The sequence below is a fragment of the Aromatoleum sp. genome, from assembly GCF_032027225.1.
Taxonomy (GTDB): domain Bacteria; phylum Pseudomonadota; class Gammaproteobacteria; order Burkholderiales; family Rhodocyclaceae; genus Aromatoleum.
On the sequence record NZ_JAVSMM010000035.1, the window covers coordinates 1 to 15,408 of the forward strand.

A 15,408-nucleotide genomic window follows, 5' to 3' on the forward strand; every position below is an offset into this window, starting at 1 on the left:
CCAGATCCGCATGAAGATCGGCGTGATGTTCGGCAACCCGGAGACCACCACCGGCGGCAACGCGCTGAAGTTCTATTCCTCGGTGCGCCTGGACATCCGCCGCACCGGCAGCATCAAGCGGGGCGAGGAAGTCGTCGGCTCCGAGACGCGGGTGAAGGTGGTGAAAAACAAGGTGGCGCCGCCCTTCCGCCAGGCAGAATTCGACATCCTCTACGGCGAGGGCATCTCGCGCGAGGGCGAGATCATCGAGCTCGGCGTGCTGCACAAGCTGGTGGAGAAGTCCGGCGCCTGGTATGCCTACAACGGCGAGCGCATCGGCCAGGGCAAGGACAACGCCCGCGAGTATCTCAAGGAGCATCCCGAGATGGCGCGCGAAATCGAGAACAAGGTGCGCGCCGCGGTCGGCGTGGCCGAGCATCAGGCCGCCGTCGCGGCCGAGGCTTGAGCGGAGATCTGAAAGGCAAGGCGCTGCGAATGCTCGCCCGGCGCGAGCATTCCCGCGCCGAACTGGCCAGGAAACTCGCCGCCGAAGGAACCCGGGAAGACATCCACGCCGTGCTCGACCAGCTCGAACGCTCCGGCCTGCTCTCCGACGCGCGCTTCGCCGAGACCTTCGTCTCGTCGCGCGCGGCGCGCGTCGGCAACGCCCGGCTCCGCCACGACCTGCGCGCCAGGGGCATCGCCGACGAGGTCATCGCCGCGGCGCTGCCGGCGGAAGCGGACAGCGAGACCGAGCGGGCGCGCGAGGTCTGGCGGCGCAAGTTCGATGCGCCGCCGGTCGACCGCGCCGACTACGCGCGACAGGCGCGCTTCCTGCAACAACGCGGCTTCGCCGTCGACATCATCCGCAAGGTGCTCAAGGAACGAGAAGAATGAGTCTGCTCAAGGTCACCGGACTGAGAAAGAAGTACAAGGCGCGCACCGTCGTCAAGGACGTTTCCTTCGAGGTGAGAAGCGGCGAGGTGGTCGGCCTGCTCGGCCCCAACGGCGCCGGCAAGACCACCTGCTTCTACATGATCGTCGGCCTGGTCGGCGCCGACGGCGGGGAGATCGACATCGACGGCGAGGTGCTGACGCACATGCCGATCCACCGCCGCGCCAGGCTCGGCCTGTCCTACCTGCCGCAGGAAATCTCGGTGTTCCGCAAGCTCAACGTGGCGGAGAACATCCGCGCCGTGCTGGAATTGCAGCCGCTCACCGAGGAGCAGATCGAACAGCGCCTGGAGGATCTCCTGGCCGAGCTGCACATCAGCCACCTGCGGGACAATGCGTCCATCTCCCTGTCCGGCGGCGAACGGCGGCGCGTCGAGATCTGCCGGGCGCTGGCCACCAGCCCGCGCTTCATCCTGCTCGACGAGCCCTTCGCCGGCGTCGACCCGATCGCCGTGCTCGACATCCAGAAGATCATCCGCTTCCTCAAGGAACGCGGCATCGGCGTGCTCATCACCGACCACAACGTGCGCGAAACGCTCGGCATCTGCGACCATGCCTACATCATCAACGAGGGGGAAGTGCTGGCGGCGGGCAAGCCGGAGGAAATTGTCTACAATGAAAGCGTACGCAAGGTCTATCTGGGCGAGCACTTCCGCCTTTAGAAAAAGGCCCCGGCTCTTGCCGACCATCCTTGTCGGTCGATGAAACAAACACTTCAGCTCAAGCTCTCGCAGCATCTTGCCCTGACGCCGCAGCTGCAGCAGTCGATTCGCCTGCTGCAGCTGTCCACGCTCGAGCTGAACCAGGAAATCGAGAACTTCCTGCAGGAAAACCCGCTGCTCGAGCGCGAGGACGAGCCGGCGCCGGAGGCGCCCGTCTACTCGGCCTCGGGCGACGCCCTGCAGGCGCCCACGGAATCCCTCGACGGCGGCCTGCCGGAGCCGAACTTCGGGGATGCCAGCCCGGCCGACTGGATCGGCGAAGGCGGCGGCGCCGCCGCGCCGCGCGACGATCGCAACGACGACGAGCCCTCCTACGCCGAGATCCAGGCCGCCGCCACCTCCCTGCGCGACCATCTCGGTACGCAACTGGCCATGATGCCGCTCTCCGAGCGCGACCGCAGCCTGGTGCGGCTGCTGATCGAGGCGCTCGACGACGACGGTTACCTGGCGCAAAGCCTGGAGGAACTGGTCGATCTGCTGCCGGCCGAACTGGAGGTCGGCCTCGACGACCTGCAGATCGCCCTGAAGCACCTGCAGAACTTCGACCCGCCCGGCATCGGCGCGCGCAACGCCTCGGAATGCCTGGCGCTGCAACTGGCCAACCAGGCGGCGTCGAAGACGCGCGACCTGGCGCTGAAAATCGTGCGCAACCACCTCGACCAGCTCGCCGCACGCGACTACGTACGCCTGCGCAAGGCGGTCGCCTGCAGCGAGGACGAACTGCGCGAGGCCCAGGCGCTGATCCGCTCCCTGAATCCGCGGCCCGGCGCCCAGTTCTCCCCGGCCGACACGCGCTACGTCATCGCCGACGTCATCGTGCGCAAGGTGCGCGGCCAGTGGACCGCCTCGCTCAACGGCGAGGCGATGCCGAAGCTGCGCATCAACCGCCTCTACGCCGACATCCTGCAGGGCCAGCGCGGCTCCGGCCTCGCCAGCCAGCTGCAGGAGGCCAAGTGGCTGATCAAGAACGTGCAGCAGCGCTTCGAGACGATCCAGCGCGTCTCCCAGGCGATCGTGGACCGGCAGCGCCAGTTCTTCGAGCACGGCGAGGTGGCGATGCGCCCGCTCACGCTGCGCGAGATCGCCGACCAGCTCGGCCTGCACGAATCGACCATCTCGCGGGTGACGACGCAGAAATACATGGCCACCCCGCGCGGCGTGTACGAGCTGAAATACTTCTTCGGCAGCCACGTCGCCACCGAGGCCGGCGGCGCGGCGTCCTCGACGGCCATCCGCGCGCTCATCAAGCAACTGGTCGGCGCCGAGGACGGCAAGAAACCCCTGTCCGACGCCCAGCTCGCCGAAATCCTCGGCCAGCAGGGCATCGTGGTGGCGCGGCGCACCGTCGCCAAGTACCGCGAGGCGCTGAACATACCGCCGGTCAACCTGAGGAAGTCGATTTAACCGCCGTAAACCAGTCCTATCCCGCCGGGACGGCAGCCGTTCCGGCACCACACCAAGGAGGCATCATGAACATCAACATCACCGGACACCACCTCGAAGTCACGCCGGCCATCCGCGACTACGTCCAGGCCAAGCTCGACCGCGTCATCCGGCACTTCGACCATGTCACTGCGGTGCACGTCATCCTGTCGGTGGAGAAGCTGCGGCAGAAGGCCGAGGTGACGGTGCATGTGCGCGGCAAGGATATCTTCGTCGAGGCCCAGGACGAAAACCTGTATGCCAGCATCGACGCCCTCGCCGACAAGCTCGACCGCCAGGTGCTCAAGCACAAGGAAAAAAAGGCCGAGCACGCCCACGAGGCCCTCAAGCGCCAGGCGGTCGAATAGGCCTCGCCCCCGGTGGGGCTTTCCCGGTATAATCCGCCGCCAGCCAAGGAAAGCCCCACAGGACCGCTCCCAGCCGCTTTCGCCAGCACTTCCCACAGCCACCTGCCGCTGCCCGTAACACCATGAACCTGATCGCCAAGCTCCTTCCCCTCTCCAACGTCCAGGTCGGCCTCGAGGCCAGCAGCAAGAAGCGCGTCTTCGAGCAGGCCGGCCTGTTGTTCGAGAACAACCAGGGCATCGGCCGCAGCACGGTGTTCGACAGCCTGTTCGCTCGGGAGAAGCTCGGCTCGACCGGGCTTGGCCAGGGCGTGGCCATCCCGCACGGCCGCATCAAGGGCCTGAAGGAAGCCGTCGGCGCCTTCCTGCGGCTGGCCGCGCCTGTGCAGTTCGACGCGCCCGACGGCAAGCCGGTGAACCTCCTGTTCGTGCTGCTGGTACCGGAGCAGGCCACCGAGCAGCACCTGCAGATCCTCTCGGAACTGGCGCAGATGTTCTCCGACCGCGCCTTCCGCGAGCAGCTGGCCGCCGCCGCGGACGCGGCCGCCATCCATGCCCTGTTTACCGGCTGGGAAGCCCATGCGGCAGGCGAGCGTCGCGCAGCTATTTGAGTACCACCGGGAGCGACTCCAGCTGCTGCGGGTCAGCGGCAACCTCGACGCACCCATTTCAATCAATCACGCGCATTCTTCCCCGGCCGATCTCGTCGGCCACCTCAACCTGATCCACCCCGACCGCATCCAGGTCATCGGCGCGCCGGAAATCAACTGGGCCACCAAGCAGCACGCGGTGCGCGTCTCCCGCCACATGGAGGAGATCATCGCCGCCCATCCGCCGGCCGTGATCGTCGCCGACGGCTGCGCGATCCCCGCCTCCGTGCGGGAGGCCTGCGAAAAATCGGACACGGCGCTGTTCTCGACGCCGCAATCGGCCGCCGTCGTCATCGACCTGCTGCGCCTGTGGCTGTCGCGCCAGCTGGCCGAGACCGTCGAGCTGCATGCCGTCATGATGGACGTGCTCGGCATGGGCGTGCTCATCACCGGCGACTCGGGCGTCGGCAAAAGCGAGCTGGCACTGGAGCTCATCTCGCGCGGCCATGGCCTGGTCGCCGACGACATCGTCGAAATCGCGCGCGTCGCGCCGAATTCCCTCGAAGCGCGCTGTCCGCCGATGCTGAAGGATTTCCTCGAGGTGCGCGGCCTCGGCGTACTCAACATCCGCACCGTTTTCGGCGAGACTGCCTGCCGCCGCAAAATGAAGCTGAAGCTGATCGTAAACCTGCTGCGGCCCCAGAAGGGCGCGGTGGAGATCGACCGCCTGCCGCTGGGCGCCGAGGCCCACGAGATCCTCGGCGTGCCGGTGCGCAAGGTCAGCATCCCGGTGGCCGCCGGCCGCAACCTGGCGGTGCTGCTGGAAGCCGCCGTGCGCTCGACCATCCTGCTGCTGCGCGGCATCGACAGCACCCAGGAATTCGTCGAGCGGCACAAGCAGGCGATGGACGACGGCGACGGCGCGGCCGGCTGAGCGCGCCGGCAGCCGGCCGGCGCGGTTGTACGCCGGCGGCTTTTTTGCCACAATCATTCCCCTTGCATTACGCCGCCCGCCGAGAACGCCCATGCGCCGCAGCCGTTTTCCGTTCGCCGTCCCCTACGCACTGACTTTGGCCCTGGCCTGCGGCAGCGCCCAGGCCTTCAAGTTTTCCGAGGAAGAGGAAAAGGCCAAGGCCGGCGACCAGGCCCGCGGCCAGCGCATCGGCCAGCTGGTGTCGACGCCCTGCAAGCAGCAGCTGAAGAACCGGAAGATCATGCTGGTCATCGCCGAGCGCACCTCGAACGGCTACAACACCGTGCAGAGCCGCTACGGCCCGCACTTCCAGGCCATCAACCACCGCCTGCGCGCCCTCGGCCTGAAGACCTACACGCAGGAGGAGATCCGTGCCCAGATCGCCCAGGCGGAGATCGACGCGCACTTCCGCAACGATCCCGACGCCGCCATCGCCGCCTCGAAGAAGCTCGGCGCCAGCTTCATCCTGCGCGGCCTGATCACGACGCAGACCGGCATCAATCCGGTGCTGAAGATCAACGAGGTCGCCGTGCACATGGGCTTCACCCTCGTCTCGGCCGGCGGCAAGACGATTTCCAACGTCACCGCCAAGGCGGATTCCTATTCCGGCACCGACACGCTCGGCATGGCGCTCACTCTGGTGAACGAACAGGCCGACGAGGCGGTGGCCCAGCTCTACAACGACTACTGCCGCCTCGCCGGCAAGAATAAATAACCGGGGACTCCAGCATGAACGCTCCGCTTCGCACCATCAGCCTCGCCCTGTTTGCACTGGCCGGCACGGCCGCCGCCCAGCCCACCTTCGACAGCCCCTCGCCGACCCAGGGCAGCAGCACCTCGCAGAAGGCCAACGAGATGGCCGACAAGGGCATGTACAAGCCGGTCGAGTACGTCAACGCCGCCAGGCCGGGACCGATGATCATCGTCATCCCGGGCGAGGTGAAGAGCAACAACGCCAACTTCGCGCAGAAGTTCGGCCCCAACAACATCGCCGACTTCGCCGAACTGGAGCTCGGCAAGGCCAACTTCAAGGTGCTGGAACGCTCCAGCCTCGGCCACCTGCTGCAGGAATTCCAACTCGCCTACAACCTGGGCGATCCCGACACGGCGCGGAAATTCCTGCAGAAAGGCAAGCTGAAGACCACCAAGTGGGTGATGAAGTTCGACATCCTCAAGGCCGAGCAGGTGGCGCAGGCGCAGGAAGGCTTCAGCGGCCGCCCGATCGGCGCGCTGCTGGGCATCTTCGGCAGCGGCCGCGGCGGCGCCGCCGGCGACGTCGTCGTCAGCTCGGTCGACACCCGCGAATCCACCGGCGTCTGGATCATCGGCATGCGCTGGAAGATCATCGACGCCAATACCACCGAGCAGGTCGCCACCGGCTATACGGAAGAGAAGATGGAGCTGGGCGCGAAGTCGACTTCGGTCCTGGGCTTCTCCGGCGGCGAGGCCGGCGGCCTGACCCTCGACGGCATGGTGCAGCGCCTGGTGCAGAAGAATGTCTGGGAAATCGATTCGAAGCACAAATGAGCCTTCCCCCCGCCCCCCTTCCCCGGGAAGGGTGTGACGGTTGTTCGCGGGCTATGCCCGCTCCATGTGTTGACTGCCCCGCCTTGGGGCGGCCCGGCGGCGGGGCCCGCACTCCGACCGACGCAAGTTGAGGGAGCAGCCGAAATGACCGATTTGAAGAAGCTCGGCAAGTACGAGATCCGGGGCGAGCTCGGCCAGGGCGCCATGGGCATCGTCTACGACGGCTTCGATCCGATGATCGGACGCCGCGTGGCGCTGAAGACCGTGCGTCGCGACCAGCTCGATCGCACCGAGGTCGAGGAGATTCTCGCCCGCTTCAAGCGCGAGGCGCAGGCCGCCGGCCGGCTCAACCACCCGAACATCGTGCAGATCTACGAGTATGGCGAAGACGAGGGCACCGCCTTCATCGCCATGGAGTTCGTCGAGGGACGCGAGCTGAAGGATTATTTCGACGCCGACGAGCGCTTCCCGATGGCCGAGATCGTGCGCATCATGGGCCAGCTGCTCGAGGCGCTCGACTACTCGCACAAGAACGGCGTCGTGCATCGCGACATCAAGCCCGCCAACATCATCCTGCTCAAGGACGGCACGGTGAAGGTGGCCGACTTCGGCATCGCCCGCGTCGAGTCCTCCAACCTCACGCAGGCCGGCTCGGTGCTGGGCACGCCCAGCTACATGTCGCCCGAGCAGTTCATGGGCCAGACCGTCGACGGCCGCTCCGACCTGTTCTCGGCCGGCGTCATCCTCTACCAGTTCCTCACCGGCGAAAAGCCGTTCACCGGCGCGCTGACCACCATCATGCACAAGGTGCTGAAGGAGGAGCCGGCCGCCCCCTCGGCGCTCAACGTCCAGGTGCCGCGGCCTTTCGACGCCCTCATCCGCAAGGCCCTGGCGAAGCGCCCCGACGAGCGTTTCCAGAACGGCCGCGAATTCGCCATCGCCCTGAAGATGGCGGCGGCCGGCCAGGCCGTGCCGGGCGACGGCGACGCCACCTTGGTCAACGATGCCGAGGCGACGCTTGCCATGGAGCGGCCGGCCGCGTCGCCGAAGGCCGCTGCGCCCGCTGCCGCCGCGACACCGGCACCGGCGAAGAAATCCTCGCCCGGCTTGGCGCTGGCCCTCGTCGCCGGCATCGCCGTCGTCGGACTGGGCGCCGCGGCCTATGTCTTCATGGGCAAGGGCGACGCGCCGCAGCCCGCGGCGACGCCCGCCGCAGCCCCCGCCCAGGCCGGGGCCCCGGCCGCGCCGGCCAACGGTGGCATCATGGTCATCAGCGCCCTCGGCCTGGCCGACCCGTCCGACCCGCGCTACCAGAACGACAAAGGCCTGCTCAACGCCGACCTGCGCGAGGACGCCAGGCGCCAGCTCGTCGAGAAGGCCCTCGGCCTCTATGTCGAGCAGGGTTCCCTCGCCAAGAACTACGCGCTGGTGCGCGACAAGCTGCTCGCCCGCAGCGGGGAATTCATCCAGGCCGTGCTGGAGGAGCAGCCGCCGCAGCTGGGCAAGGACGGCCTGATGTCGCTGGCCACGCGCGCCACGGTGCGCGTGCGCGACGTGCAGAAATCGCTCAACCAGATGTCGCGCGAGGAGCGCGTCGAGTTCATCCGCAACAACGGCGACCCGAAGATCTCGGTGGCGATCACCGCCAAGAGCGCCGAGGGCGACCCTGCCGCGCCGGCACAACGCTCGCCGGTGGCCGAAAACCTGCTCAAGGAGCGCATCCACTCCTTCGGCTTCCGCCTGTGGAACGACGACATGGCGAAGGACGGCAAGGGCGGCGCCGATTTCGCCGTCACCGGCGAGGCGAAGTTCAGGAAGCTCTCCGCCAAGCTGGCCGCCTCCGGCATCACCGTCGAGAAATTCGTGCTGACCTCGTGGACGGTGAAGGCCACCGACAAGCGCAGCGGCGAGGAGATCTACTACAACACCCAGATCCCCGAGAAGACCAGCTGGGCGACGGAGGACGAGGCGCTGCGCGACATCGGCAGGCTGATCGGCGAGGAGTTCTCCAAGGGCTTCTTCCTCTCCCATTTCCACTTCAGCGGCCAGAAGGTGCGCCTCAGGCTGCAGGGCCTGCCCAACAAGGACACCGCAGAGCTGGTGATGCGCGAACTGAACGGTCTGCACAGCGTGCTGGCGGCCAGTCTCGCCTCGGGCAGCGCAAGCGACGCCGTGTTCGACGTGGTCCTGTCAGGCGGACTGGCCAACCTGGAACAGCTCGTCCAGGCAGGCATCCTCAAGCCGCTCAACCACAAGCTCGGCAAGCAATGCTTCAATGCCGGCGCGGGCAGCGGCGGCGAAATCGTCGTCATGCTGGAAGCCGGCTGCAAGGACGCCGCCGTCCTCTCCCGTCTCGACACCCTGCCGCCGGCATCGCTGATCGAAGCGCCGCAGTCGCGGCGCGAAGCGGTGGTGAAGAACCCCGAGACGCTGAAGAAGATCAGCATCTGAATGAAAAAGGCCCCGAACCGGGGCCTTCGTTTTTCCGCCCGCGGGCGGCGTTCAGCCGACCCTGAATTCCACCACCTCGGAGGTCGCGTCGCAGGCATGGCCGAAGCTGATGCGCCCCTTGCCGCGCAGGATGACCTCCTCGCGCTTGAGGGCGAACTCCGCTTCCCCGTCGAAGGTGACGTAGGTGCCGTTGGTGCTCTGGTCGATCAGCACGAACTTGTCGCGGCGGCGCTCGATGCGCGCATGGGTGCGCGAGGCGCGCCGGTCGGCGATCATGATGTCGCTGGCGGCATCGCGGCCGAGGGAGAAGGCGCCGTGGCCGGGATCGAGCACCTTCTCCTCCCCGCCATGCCGCACGGTCAGGCGCGCGGCGACGGGGGCCGGCGCGACGCTGCCGGATTTCATGGTGAGATCGTCCGATTCCTGCCAGATCACCTCGCAGACCCGCACGTCCTCCGCCTTGCCCTTGACCGAGAGGGCGTCGATCTCCCGCGTGGACTGCTGCAGCAGCGTCGGCAGGGCGCCGACCGTTTCGCCGGTGGTGATGATCTGGCCGGCCTTGGCCAGTCCGGCCATGCGCGCCGCCGTGTTCACGGTGTCGCCGAAGACATCCTTGGCGTCCTCGATGGCCGGGCCGAAGTGGAAGCCGATGCGGATGGCCAGCTTGATGCCGCTCACGGGCGGCAGGTCGTCGACGCGCTGCTGCATGGAGCAGGCGGCATCCATGCCCGCCTCGGCGCTGTCGAACACCGCCATCACCTCGTCGCCGATGGTCTTGATGACGCGGCCCTTGAACTGCTCGGTGGCGCGCGTCATGCGGTTGAGGCAGCGCTCGACGGCGTGCAGCGCCTCCTTGTCGCCCAGCTTCTCGTACAGCCGGGTGCTGCCGGAGACGTCGGCGAACAGCACGCAGAGGTTGCGTTCGATTTTGGCGCTTTCTTTGGCGTTCATATGTGCGCTGTGATCCCGGACTTCGCTGATCGGTGAATCATATCAAACATCTCCGCCGCGAAGCGGGATGACGGCGGGGTCGTCGAACTCCTCGGGATCGAAGGCGCGGTCGCCCTCCGGATCGGGCCGGCCGGTGGCCTTCAGGTTGCGGAAATCGTAGAGCTTCGGGTCGGCCAGGTGCGAGGGCGCGACGTTGCCGAGCGCGGCGAAGATCTTCTCGACGCGGCCGGGGAAGCGCCTGTCCCACTCGCGCAGCAGCGCCTTGGTTTCTTTACGCTTCAACTGTTCCTGCGAGCCGCACAGGTCGCAGGGGATGATCGGGAAGCGGCGCAGCGCGGCCCAGGCCTCGAGGTCGCGCTCGCGGCAGTAGGCGAGCGGGCGGATGACGATGTGGCGGCCGTCGTCGGAGACCAGTTTCGGCGGCATGGCCTTCAGCTTGCCGCCGTAGAACATGTTGAGGAACAGCGTCTCGAGGATGTCGTCGCGGTGGTGGCCGAGGGCGATCTTGGTGGCGCCGAGCTCGCCGGCGACGCGGTAGAGCACGCCGCGGCGCAGCCGCGAGCAGAGCGAACAGGTGGTCTTGCCTTCCGGGATGACCCGCTTCACCACCGAGTAGGTGTCCTGCTCCTCGATGTGGAAGGGCACGCCCAGCTCCTTCAGGTACTCCGGCAGCACCTCGGCCGGGAAGCCCGGCTGCTTCTGGTCGAGGTTCACGGCGACCAGTTCGAAGCGCACCGGCGCGATCTCGCGCAGCTGCAGCAGGATGTCGAGCAGGGCGTGGCTGTCCTTGCCGCCGGAGAGGCAGACCATGACGCGGTCGCCGTCCTCGATCATGTTGAAGTCGCCGATGGCCTGGCCGACGTTGCGGCGCAGGCGCTTGGCCAGCTTGTTGGCCTCGTGGCGCTCTTTTTCCGGCAATGCCTCCGGCAGAAGCGCCTCCAGATAACCGCTCACAGTACGATACTCCTGCCGCCGTCCACGGCGATGGTCTGGCCGGTGACGAAGGGGGCGTCGGCCAGCAGGAACAGCACCGTGCGGGCGATGTCGGCCGGATCGCCGCAGCGCTTGAGCAGGGTGCGCGAGACGACGCCGGCCTGGGCGGCGGCGTCGAAGGAGCCGTCCTCCGGCCACAGGATCGGGCCGGGCGCGACGGCGTTCACGCGCACGTGCGGGCCCAGTTCCAGGGCCAGCGCCCGGGTCAGCCCGGACAGGCCGGCCTTGGCGGCGCAGTAGAGCGGAAAGTTCTTCAGCGGCCGCGCGTCGTGGATGTCGGTGATGTTCACGATGGCGCCGCGCGCCGCGGCCAGATGCGGCGCCGCCGCCTGCGCCAGGAACAGCGGCGCCTTGAGGTTGGTGCCGACGAGGTCGTTCCATTCGCGCTCGCCGATGCTGCCCATCAGCGTGGCGTAGAAACTGGAGGCGTTGTTCACCAGCGCATCGAGCCGGCCGAAATGCTCGACGACGTCCGCCACCAGCCGGGGCAGGTGGTCGGTCTCCAGCAGGTCGGCCTGGAAAGCCAGGGCCGAGCCGGGGCGGGCGGTGTTCAGCTCGGCGACGAGGGCCTGCGCCGCCTCCGCCGATTTGCGGTAATGCAGCGCCAGGCTGGCGCCCTCGGCATGCAGCGCACGCGCGATCTCGGCGCCGACGCGGCGGGCGGCGCCGGTGATCAATACGGTCTTGTCCTGCAATTTGGAAGGCATCGCAAGGTCCTCTCGAATTTGCGAATTTTAACGGAATCGGGCACATTCGGCCCCGCCATGACGATGCCCCAGCCCGATGCCGATGCCGCGGAAAGCGGCCGCCGGCTCGCCGCCCTGATCGCCGACGAGATCGAACAGGCCGGCGGCTGGATCCCCTTCGCCCGCTACATGGAGCTGGCGCTCTACGCGCCCGGCCTCGGCTACTACAGCGGCGGCGCGCGCAAGTTCGGCGCCGCCGGCGATTTCGTCACGGCGCCCGAGCTCTCGCCCCTCTTCGCCGAGGCGCTGGCCGTCCAGCTCGAACCGATCCTGGCGGCGAGCGCGCCGCGCCTCCTCGAGGCCGGCGCCGGCAGCGGCGCCCTGGCGCTCGGCCTGCTGCGCGCGCTCGAACGGCGCGGCGCCCTGCCCGAGCGCTACGAGATCCTCGAACTCTCCGGCGAGCTGCGCGCGCGCCAGCAGGAGACCCTCGCCCGCGGCGTGCCGCATCTCGTCGACCGCCTCGCCTGGCTCGACGCCCTGCCGGAAACCTTCAGCGGCGCGGTCGTCGCCAACGAGCTGCTCGACGCCCTGCCGGTGAATATCGTCGCCTGGCGCGAGGACGGCATCTACGAGCGCGGCGTCGCATTTGAGAACGGCGCCTTCGCCTGGCAGGAACGGCCCGCCGCCGGCGCCCTGCTCGCCGTGGCGCAGGGACTGACTTTTGTTTCGCCGCCCTACGTTTCGGAAATCGCCCTCGCCGCGCGCGCCTGGGTCGCCGAGTGGGGGCGCAGCCTGCAGCGCGGCGCGCTGCTGCTGATCGACTACGGCTTCCCGCAACGCGAGTACTACCACCCGCAGCGCGCCGAGGGCACGCTGATGTGCCACTATCGCCACCACGCCCACGGCGACCCGTTCTGGCTACCCGGGCTGAACGACCTCACCGCCCATGTCGATTTCACCGCCGTCGCCGAGGCCGGCCACGAGACAGGACTCGACGTGCTCGGCTACACCAGCCAGGCGCAGTTCCTTCTCAATTGCGGCCTGGCGCAGCTGCTGGAAGCGCACCAGGAAGACGGCACGGTAGCCTACGCCAGCCTCGCCTCCGGCGCGCAAAAGCTCATCAGTCCCGCCGAGATGGGCGAGCTGTTCAAGGTGCTGGCACTGGGGAAGGGGATCGATGGGCCCCTGCTCGGCTTCGCGAGCGGCGACCGCCTCCACGCGCTCTGATCCGCCAATCGCAGGGTTATGAAAGGCTTCAAGGAAAAGCCGGCGTATGTCTTTCGTTATATTTACATGTCATCCATAACAGCATAGAATGCGTTCGCTGGCTCGCATCTGGATCGTTTCAATAAAAACATAAAACGATCTGCAGTACTGAAGGGGGAGGAGTGTCAATTCTAATCGCCGGCGGCCATCGCCGAGCCTTGGCAGGATTTCGTTTCCTACATGCCCCAGTGCGGCTTCCACCCGGGCTGCGCAGTTCACCCTCCTCGATCAACTCCTCTACGCCTGGGCCGAAACCACCCAGATGGCCGAGCGGCTGGAGGAGCGCACCCCCCAGTACCGCTTCCGCTACATGGCCTTCGGCGCCGTGCTGCGCGAAGACCACGTCTCGCTGGTCGACGCCTCGGGCGATCCCTACGGCGACAACTACGCCACTTATGTGGCACTCGGCAAGGACATCGCACCGAACCGGCTCGCATCGAGGGTTGTGCGGACGCCCTCGGGAAAAGTCAGTCTCCACAGGACGGCAGGCCAAGTCAGGCGTATATCTTTCGGTCAATTGATATGGCATAGCGGCACTGATAGATGCCGCTGCCGCAGAGGCTGTCGTTGCTTGAGGTGTCGAGGCTTATAGCCAATGGGGACGGTCTGCTGGGCGGAGATCGGGAGCGGCAAATGGCGTGCTGATGAGAAGGTCAGAAGTGAGCATCGGGTGATTACTGTCACTGTACAGGCCGTGGAAAGTCAGTCGCCGGGGAACGGCGGATGAGGCGATACCAATCGTAATTGGGAGAACGATTTGATCCAAAACGTAAAACCAGTGCGGAACAATGATGATTGTTCTGGATTCCGGATTTCACGCGAAGCATTCACAAATATTTTTTTCCTGTTCATTGTCGCAAGCCCGATTTTTACATATTCACTGCCTGAGACGGTGCTGGCGAACTGGCCGTCGGCGGCTGCGTTTACCGATTTAGTCGCCCGTTACGTTCCGGCGATCGACAAGCTCACGGCGCTTTCACAATTTCCACATGTGACCCGCTTGTTCCTTGCGATGCTATGGGGCATTGCCTTTCCGGTGCTCTTGATCTTGGCTCTCCTGACCAAACCCCAACAGAACCACCTGCGCAAGATGGCAGCACCTGAATGGGTAATCTGGACGGGGCCACTGATGGGGGTGGCCTTTTGTTGGGTAGCCCTGTTTATGCCGTTTGTCGACGCCGTCAATCTGCGTGAATTCGATTGTGGTGACACACCGTTCGATGAGGGTGTTTGTCTTGCTAGCACGTCGCGTTTTTGGCTAGGTATTTTCGGCACTACTGTCATTGACCTGCCCCCGTCTTTAGTGCCAGGTCGTGGTTAGTAAAATCCGAAACATAAATCTATCCGATTTCCAGTTCTGTTGCGCTGTCGGGCAAGCTTGCCCGACAGCGCGCCGCGAACTCCGCCGGCGTGAGATACCCCAGTGCGCTATGCGGCCGGCACTCGTTGTAGTCGCGCCGCCAGGCCGCCACCCGCACCCGCGCTTCGGCCAAGCTCGTGAACCAATGCTCGTTCAGGCACTCATCGCGGAACTTGCCGTTGAACGACTCGATGTAGGCGTTCTGCGTCGGCTTGCCCGGCTGGATGAGCTTCAACTCGACACCGTTCCGATAAGCCCACTGGTCGAGCGCCTTGCTGGTGAACTCCGGCCCCTGGTCGGTGCGGATCGCCGCCGGCAAGCCGCGGAAGCGCGCCGCCTGATCCAGCACGCGCGTCACATACTGCCCGCTGATGCTGTGGTCGAGCACGATATCCACGGATTCCTTGGTGCAGTCATCCACGATGTTCAGGCACTTCAGGCGCCGCCCCGAGGACAGCGCATCCATCACGAAATCCATCGACCAGACCTGGTTCGGCGCCTCGGGCAAGGTCAGCGGCTGGCGCTCCATCGCCACCCCCTTGCGCCGCTTGCGCTTGGGCACCGCCAGCCCCGCGCCCTGGTACAGGCGAAACACCCGCTTGTGGTTCGCCTGATGGCCTTCCCGCCGCAACAGCACATGCAGACGCCTGTAGCCGAAGCGGCGCCGCTCGGCGGCCAGTTCGACCATCCGCCCGGCCAGCGCCTGGTTGGCCGGGTCGGTCTTGGCTTCGTAGTTCAACACCGTGCGCGATACCCCCACAAGCCGGCAGGCGCGACGCTGGGAGATGGACGTCTTCTCCTGCATCACGGCAACCGCCTGGCGCTTGGCCTGCGGGGTCAGCGCTTTCCCTTGACAACAACCTTGAGCGCCTCGATGTCGAGCATCGATTCGGCCAGCAGCTTCTTCAGCTTGGCGTTCTCCGCCTCCAGCTCGCGCAGCCGCTTGGCATCCGCCACGTCCATGCCGCCGAACTTGCGCCGCCAGGTGTAGAAGGCCGCATCGCTAAAGCCATGCTTCCTGCACAGATCCTTGATCGCCACCCCGGCTTCCGCCTGCTTGAGGTACCCGATGATCTGCTCTTCCGTGAACCGCTTCTTCATGCCCGCTTCTCCCTTCAAAAGCGGACTTTACTAACTTCAGGCTGGTACTGAAAATGGGGAGCAGGTCA

General features: G+C 66.4%; 15 protein-coding genes and 1 pseudogene. 12 read left to right on the plus strand and 4 right to left on the minus strand.

Annotation, left to right across the window (positions count from 1 at the left end; translation table 11 throughout):
* The 10 genes and pseudogenes from ROZ37_RS21645 to ROZ37_RS21690 all read left to right on the plus strand — a co-directional run.
* Positions 1-445: pseudogene (locus ROZ37_RS21645) on the plus strand (DNA recombination/repair protein RecA); the annotation flags it as partial.
* Positions 442-876, plus strand: a complete 435-nt coding sequence (gene recX / locus ROZ37_RS21650; protein ID WP_312662772.1) for a recombination regulator RecX — start codon at positions 442-444, stop codon at positions 874-876. The pseudogene ROZ37_RS21645 and the gene recX, both read left to right, overlap by 4 nt.
* Positions 873-1,595, plus strand: a complete 723-nt coding sequence (lptB, locus tag ROZ37_RS21655; RefSeq protein WP_312662773.1) for an LPS export ABC transporter ATP-binding protein — start codon at positions 873-875, stop codon at positions 1,593-1,595. The genes recX and lptB overlap by 4 nt, the downstream gene beginning before the upstream one ends.
* A 39-nt stretch (positions 1,596-1,634) precedes the next feature.
* Positions 1,635-3,059, plus strand: a complete 1,425-nt coding sequence (locus ROZ37_RS21660) for an RNA polymerase factor sigma-54 (protein WP_312662774.1) — start codon at positions 1,635-1,637, stop codon at positions 3,057-3,059.
* Positions 3,060-3,124: 65 nt separating this feature from the next.
* A complete protein-coding gene (gene hpf / locus ROZ37_RS21665) occupies positions 3,125-3,445 on the plus strand; it encodes a ribosome hibernation-promoting factor, HPF/YfiA family (RefSeq protein ID WP_312662775.1) in 321 nt (106 codons plus the stop codon).
* A gap of 122 nt (positions 3,446-3,567) precedes the next feature.
* Positions 3,568-4,053, plus strand: a complete 486-nt coding sequence (gene ptsN / locus ROZ37_RS21670; RefSeq protein WP_312662776.1) for a PTS IIA-like nitrogen regulatory protein PtsN — start codon at positions 3,568-3,570, stop codon at positions 4,051-4,053.
* Positions 4,022-4,966, plus strand: coding sequence for an HPr(Ser) kinase/phosphatase (gene hprK / locus ROZ37_RS21675; protein ID WP_312662778.1), 945 nt, complete (start codon positions 4,022-4,024; stop codon positions 4,964-4,966). Before ptsN ends, hprK begins: the two co-directional genes overlap by 32 nt.
* A gap of 91 nt (positions 4,967-5,057) precedes the next feature.
* Entirely contained in the window at positions 5,058-5,720 is a 663-nt protein-coding gene (locus ROZ37_RS21680) for a hypothetical protein (RefSeq protein ID WP_312662780.1), read from the plus strand.
* Positions 5,721-5,734: 14 nt separating this feature from the next.
* Positions 5,735-6,532 (plus strand): hypothetical protein, encoded by a 798-nt coding sequence (locus ROZ37_RS21685; RefSeq protein ID WP_312662781.1) that lies wholly within the window; start codon positions 5,735-5,737, stop codon positions 6,530-6,532.
* A gap of 144 nt (positions 6,533-6,676) precedes the next feature.
* A complete protein-coding gene (locus ROZ37_RS21690; protein ID WP_312662783.1) occupies positions 6,677-8,983 on the plus strand; it encodes a serine/threonine-protein kinase in 2,307 nt (768 codons plus the stop codon).
* Between the two features lie 51 nt (positions 8,984-9,034).
* Here the strand turns inward: ROZ37_RS21690 and ROZ37_RS21695 are convergent, their stop codons facing one another.
* Genes ROZ37_RS21695 through ROZ37_RS21705 form a run of 3 tightly spaced genes read right to left on the minus strand, consistent with a single transcriptional unit; the run spans position 9,035 to position 11,634 of the window.
* The gene (locus ROZ37_RS21695; protein ID WP_312662784.1) at positions 9,035-9,934 is read right to left on the minus strand and encodes an adenylate/guanylate cyclase domain-containing protein; all 900 of its coding nucleotides are present in this window, start codon (positions 9,932-9,934) and stop codon (positions 9,035-9,037) included.
* Positions 9,935-9,976: 42 nt separating this feature from the next.
* Positions 9,977-10,876 carry a tRNA 2-thiocytidine(32) synthetase TtcA gene (gene ttcA, locus ROZ37_RS21700; protein WP_312662789.1) on the minus strand — a complete coding sequence of 300 codons (900 nt, stop codon included), beginning with the start codon at positions 10,874-10,876 and terminating at the stop codon, positions 9,977-9,979.
* An 8-nt stretch (positions 10,877-10,884) separates the two neighbouring features.
* Positions 10,885-11,634: a pteridine reductase gene (locus ROZ37_RS21705; RefSeq protein WP_312662785.1), complete on the minus strand. Its 750-nt coding sequence runs from the start codon at positions 11,632-11,634 to the stop codon at positions 10,885-10,887.
* 57 nt (positions 11,635-11,691) lie between these two features.
* Here ROZ37_RS21705 and ROZ37_RS21710 point away from each other — a divergent pair, with 57 nt between their 5' ends.
* Both ROZ37_RS21710 and ROZ37_RS21715 read left to right on the plus strand, forming a co-directional pair.
* Positions 11,692-12,840: an SAM-dependent methyltransferase gene (locus ROZ37_RS21710; RefSeq protein ID WP_312662786.1), complete on the plus strand. Its 1,149-nt coding sequence runs from the start codon at positions 11,692-11,694 to the stop codon at positions 12,838-12,840.
* Positions 12,841-13,636: 796 nt separating this feature from the next.
* Positions 13,637-14,200, plus strand: coding sequence for a hypothetical protein (locus ROZ37_RS21715; RefSeq protein ID WP_312662787.1), 564 nt, complete (start codon positions 13,637-13,639; stop codon positions 14,198-14,200).
* 19 nt (positions 14,201-14,219) lie between these two features.
* Here the strand turns inward: ROZ37_RS21715 and ROZ37_RS21720 are convergent.
* A protein-coding gene (locus ROZ37_RS21720; RefSeq protein WP_312662788.1) for an IS3 family transposase occupies positions 14,220-15,340 on the minus strand; the annotation gives its coding sequence in 2 pieces (ribosomal slippage) (positions 14,220-15,082 and positions 15,082-15,340; 1,122 coding nt in all).
* Between the last annotated feature and the right edge of the window lie 68 nt (positions 15,341-15,408).

What these genes read in the sequence shown, in the direction of transcription:
- lptB (WP_312662773.1), top strand. Translation starts at nt 873, where the DNA reads ATGAGTCTGCTCAAGGTCACCGGACTGAGAAAGAAGTACAAGGCGCGC.
- ROZ37_RS21660 (WP_312662774.1), top strand. Translation starts at nt 1,635, where the DNA reads ATGAAACAAACACTTCAGCTCAAGCTCTCGCAGCATCTTGCCCTGACG.
- hpf (WP_312662775.1), top strand. Translation starts at nt 3,125, where the DNA reads ATGAACATCAACATCACCGGACACCACCTCGAAGTCACGCCGGCCATC.
- ptsN (WP_312662776.1), top strand. Translation starts at nt 3,568, where the DNA reads ATGAACCTGATCGCCAAGCTCCTTCCCCTCTCCAACGTCCAGGTCGGC.
- hprK (WP_312662778.1), top strand. Translation starts at nt 4,022, where the DNA reads ATGCGGCAGGCGAGCGTCGCGCAGCTATTTGAGTACCACCGGGAGCGA.
- ROZ37_RS21680 (WP_312662780.1), top strand. Translation starts at nt 5,058, where the DNA reads ATGCGCCGCAGCCGTTTTCCGTTCGCCGTCCCCTACGCACTGACTTTG.
- ROZ37_RS21685 (WP_312662781.1), top strand. Translation starts at nt 5,735, where the DNA reads ATGAACGCTCCGCTTCGCACCATCAGCCTCGCCCTGTTTGCACTGGCC.
- ROZ37_RS21690 (WP_312662783.1), top strand. Translation starts at nt 6,677, where the DNA reads ATGACCGATTTGAAGAAGCTCGGCAAGTACGAGATCCGGGGCGAGCTC.
- ROZ37_RS21695 (WP_312662784.1), bottom strand. Translation starts at nt 9,934, where the DNA reads ATGAACGCCAAAGAAAGCGCCAAAATCGAACGCAACCTCTGCGTGCTG.
- ROZ37_RS21705 (WP_312662785.1), bottom strand. Translation starts at nt 11,634, where the DNA reads ATGCCTTCCAAATTGCAGGACAAGACCGTATTGATCACCGGCGCCGCC.
- ROZ37_RS21710 (WP_312662786.1), top strand. Translation starts at nt 11,692, where the DNA reads ATGACGATGCCCCAGCCCGATGCCGATGCCGCGGAAAGCGGCCGCCGG.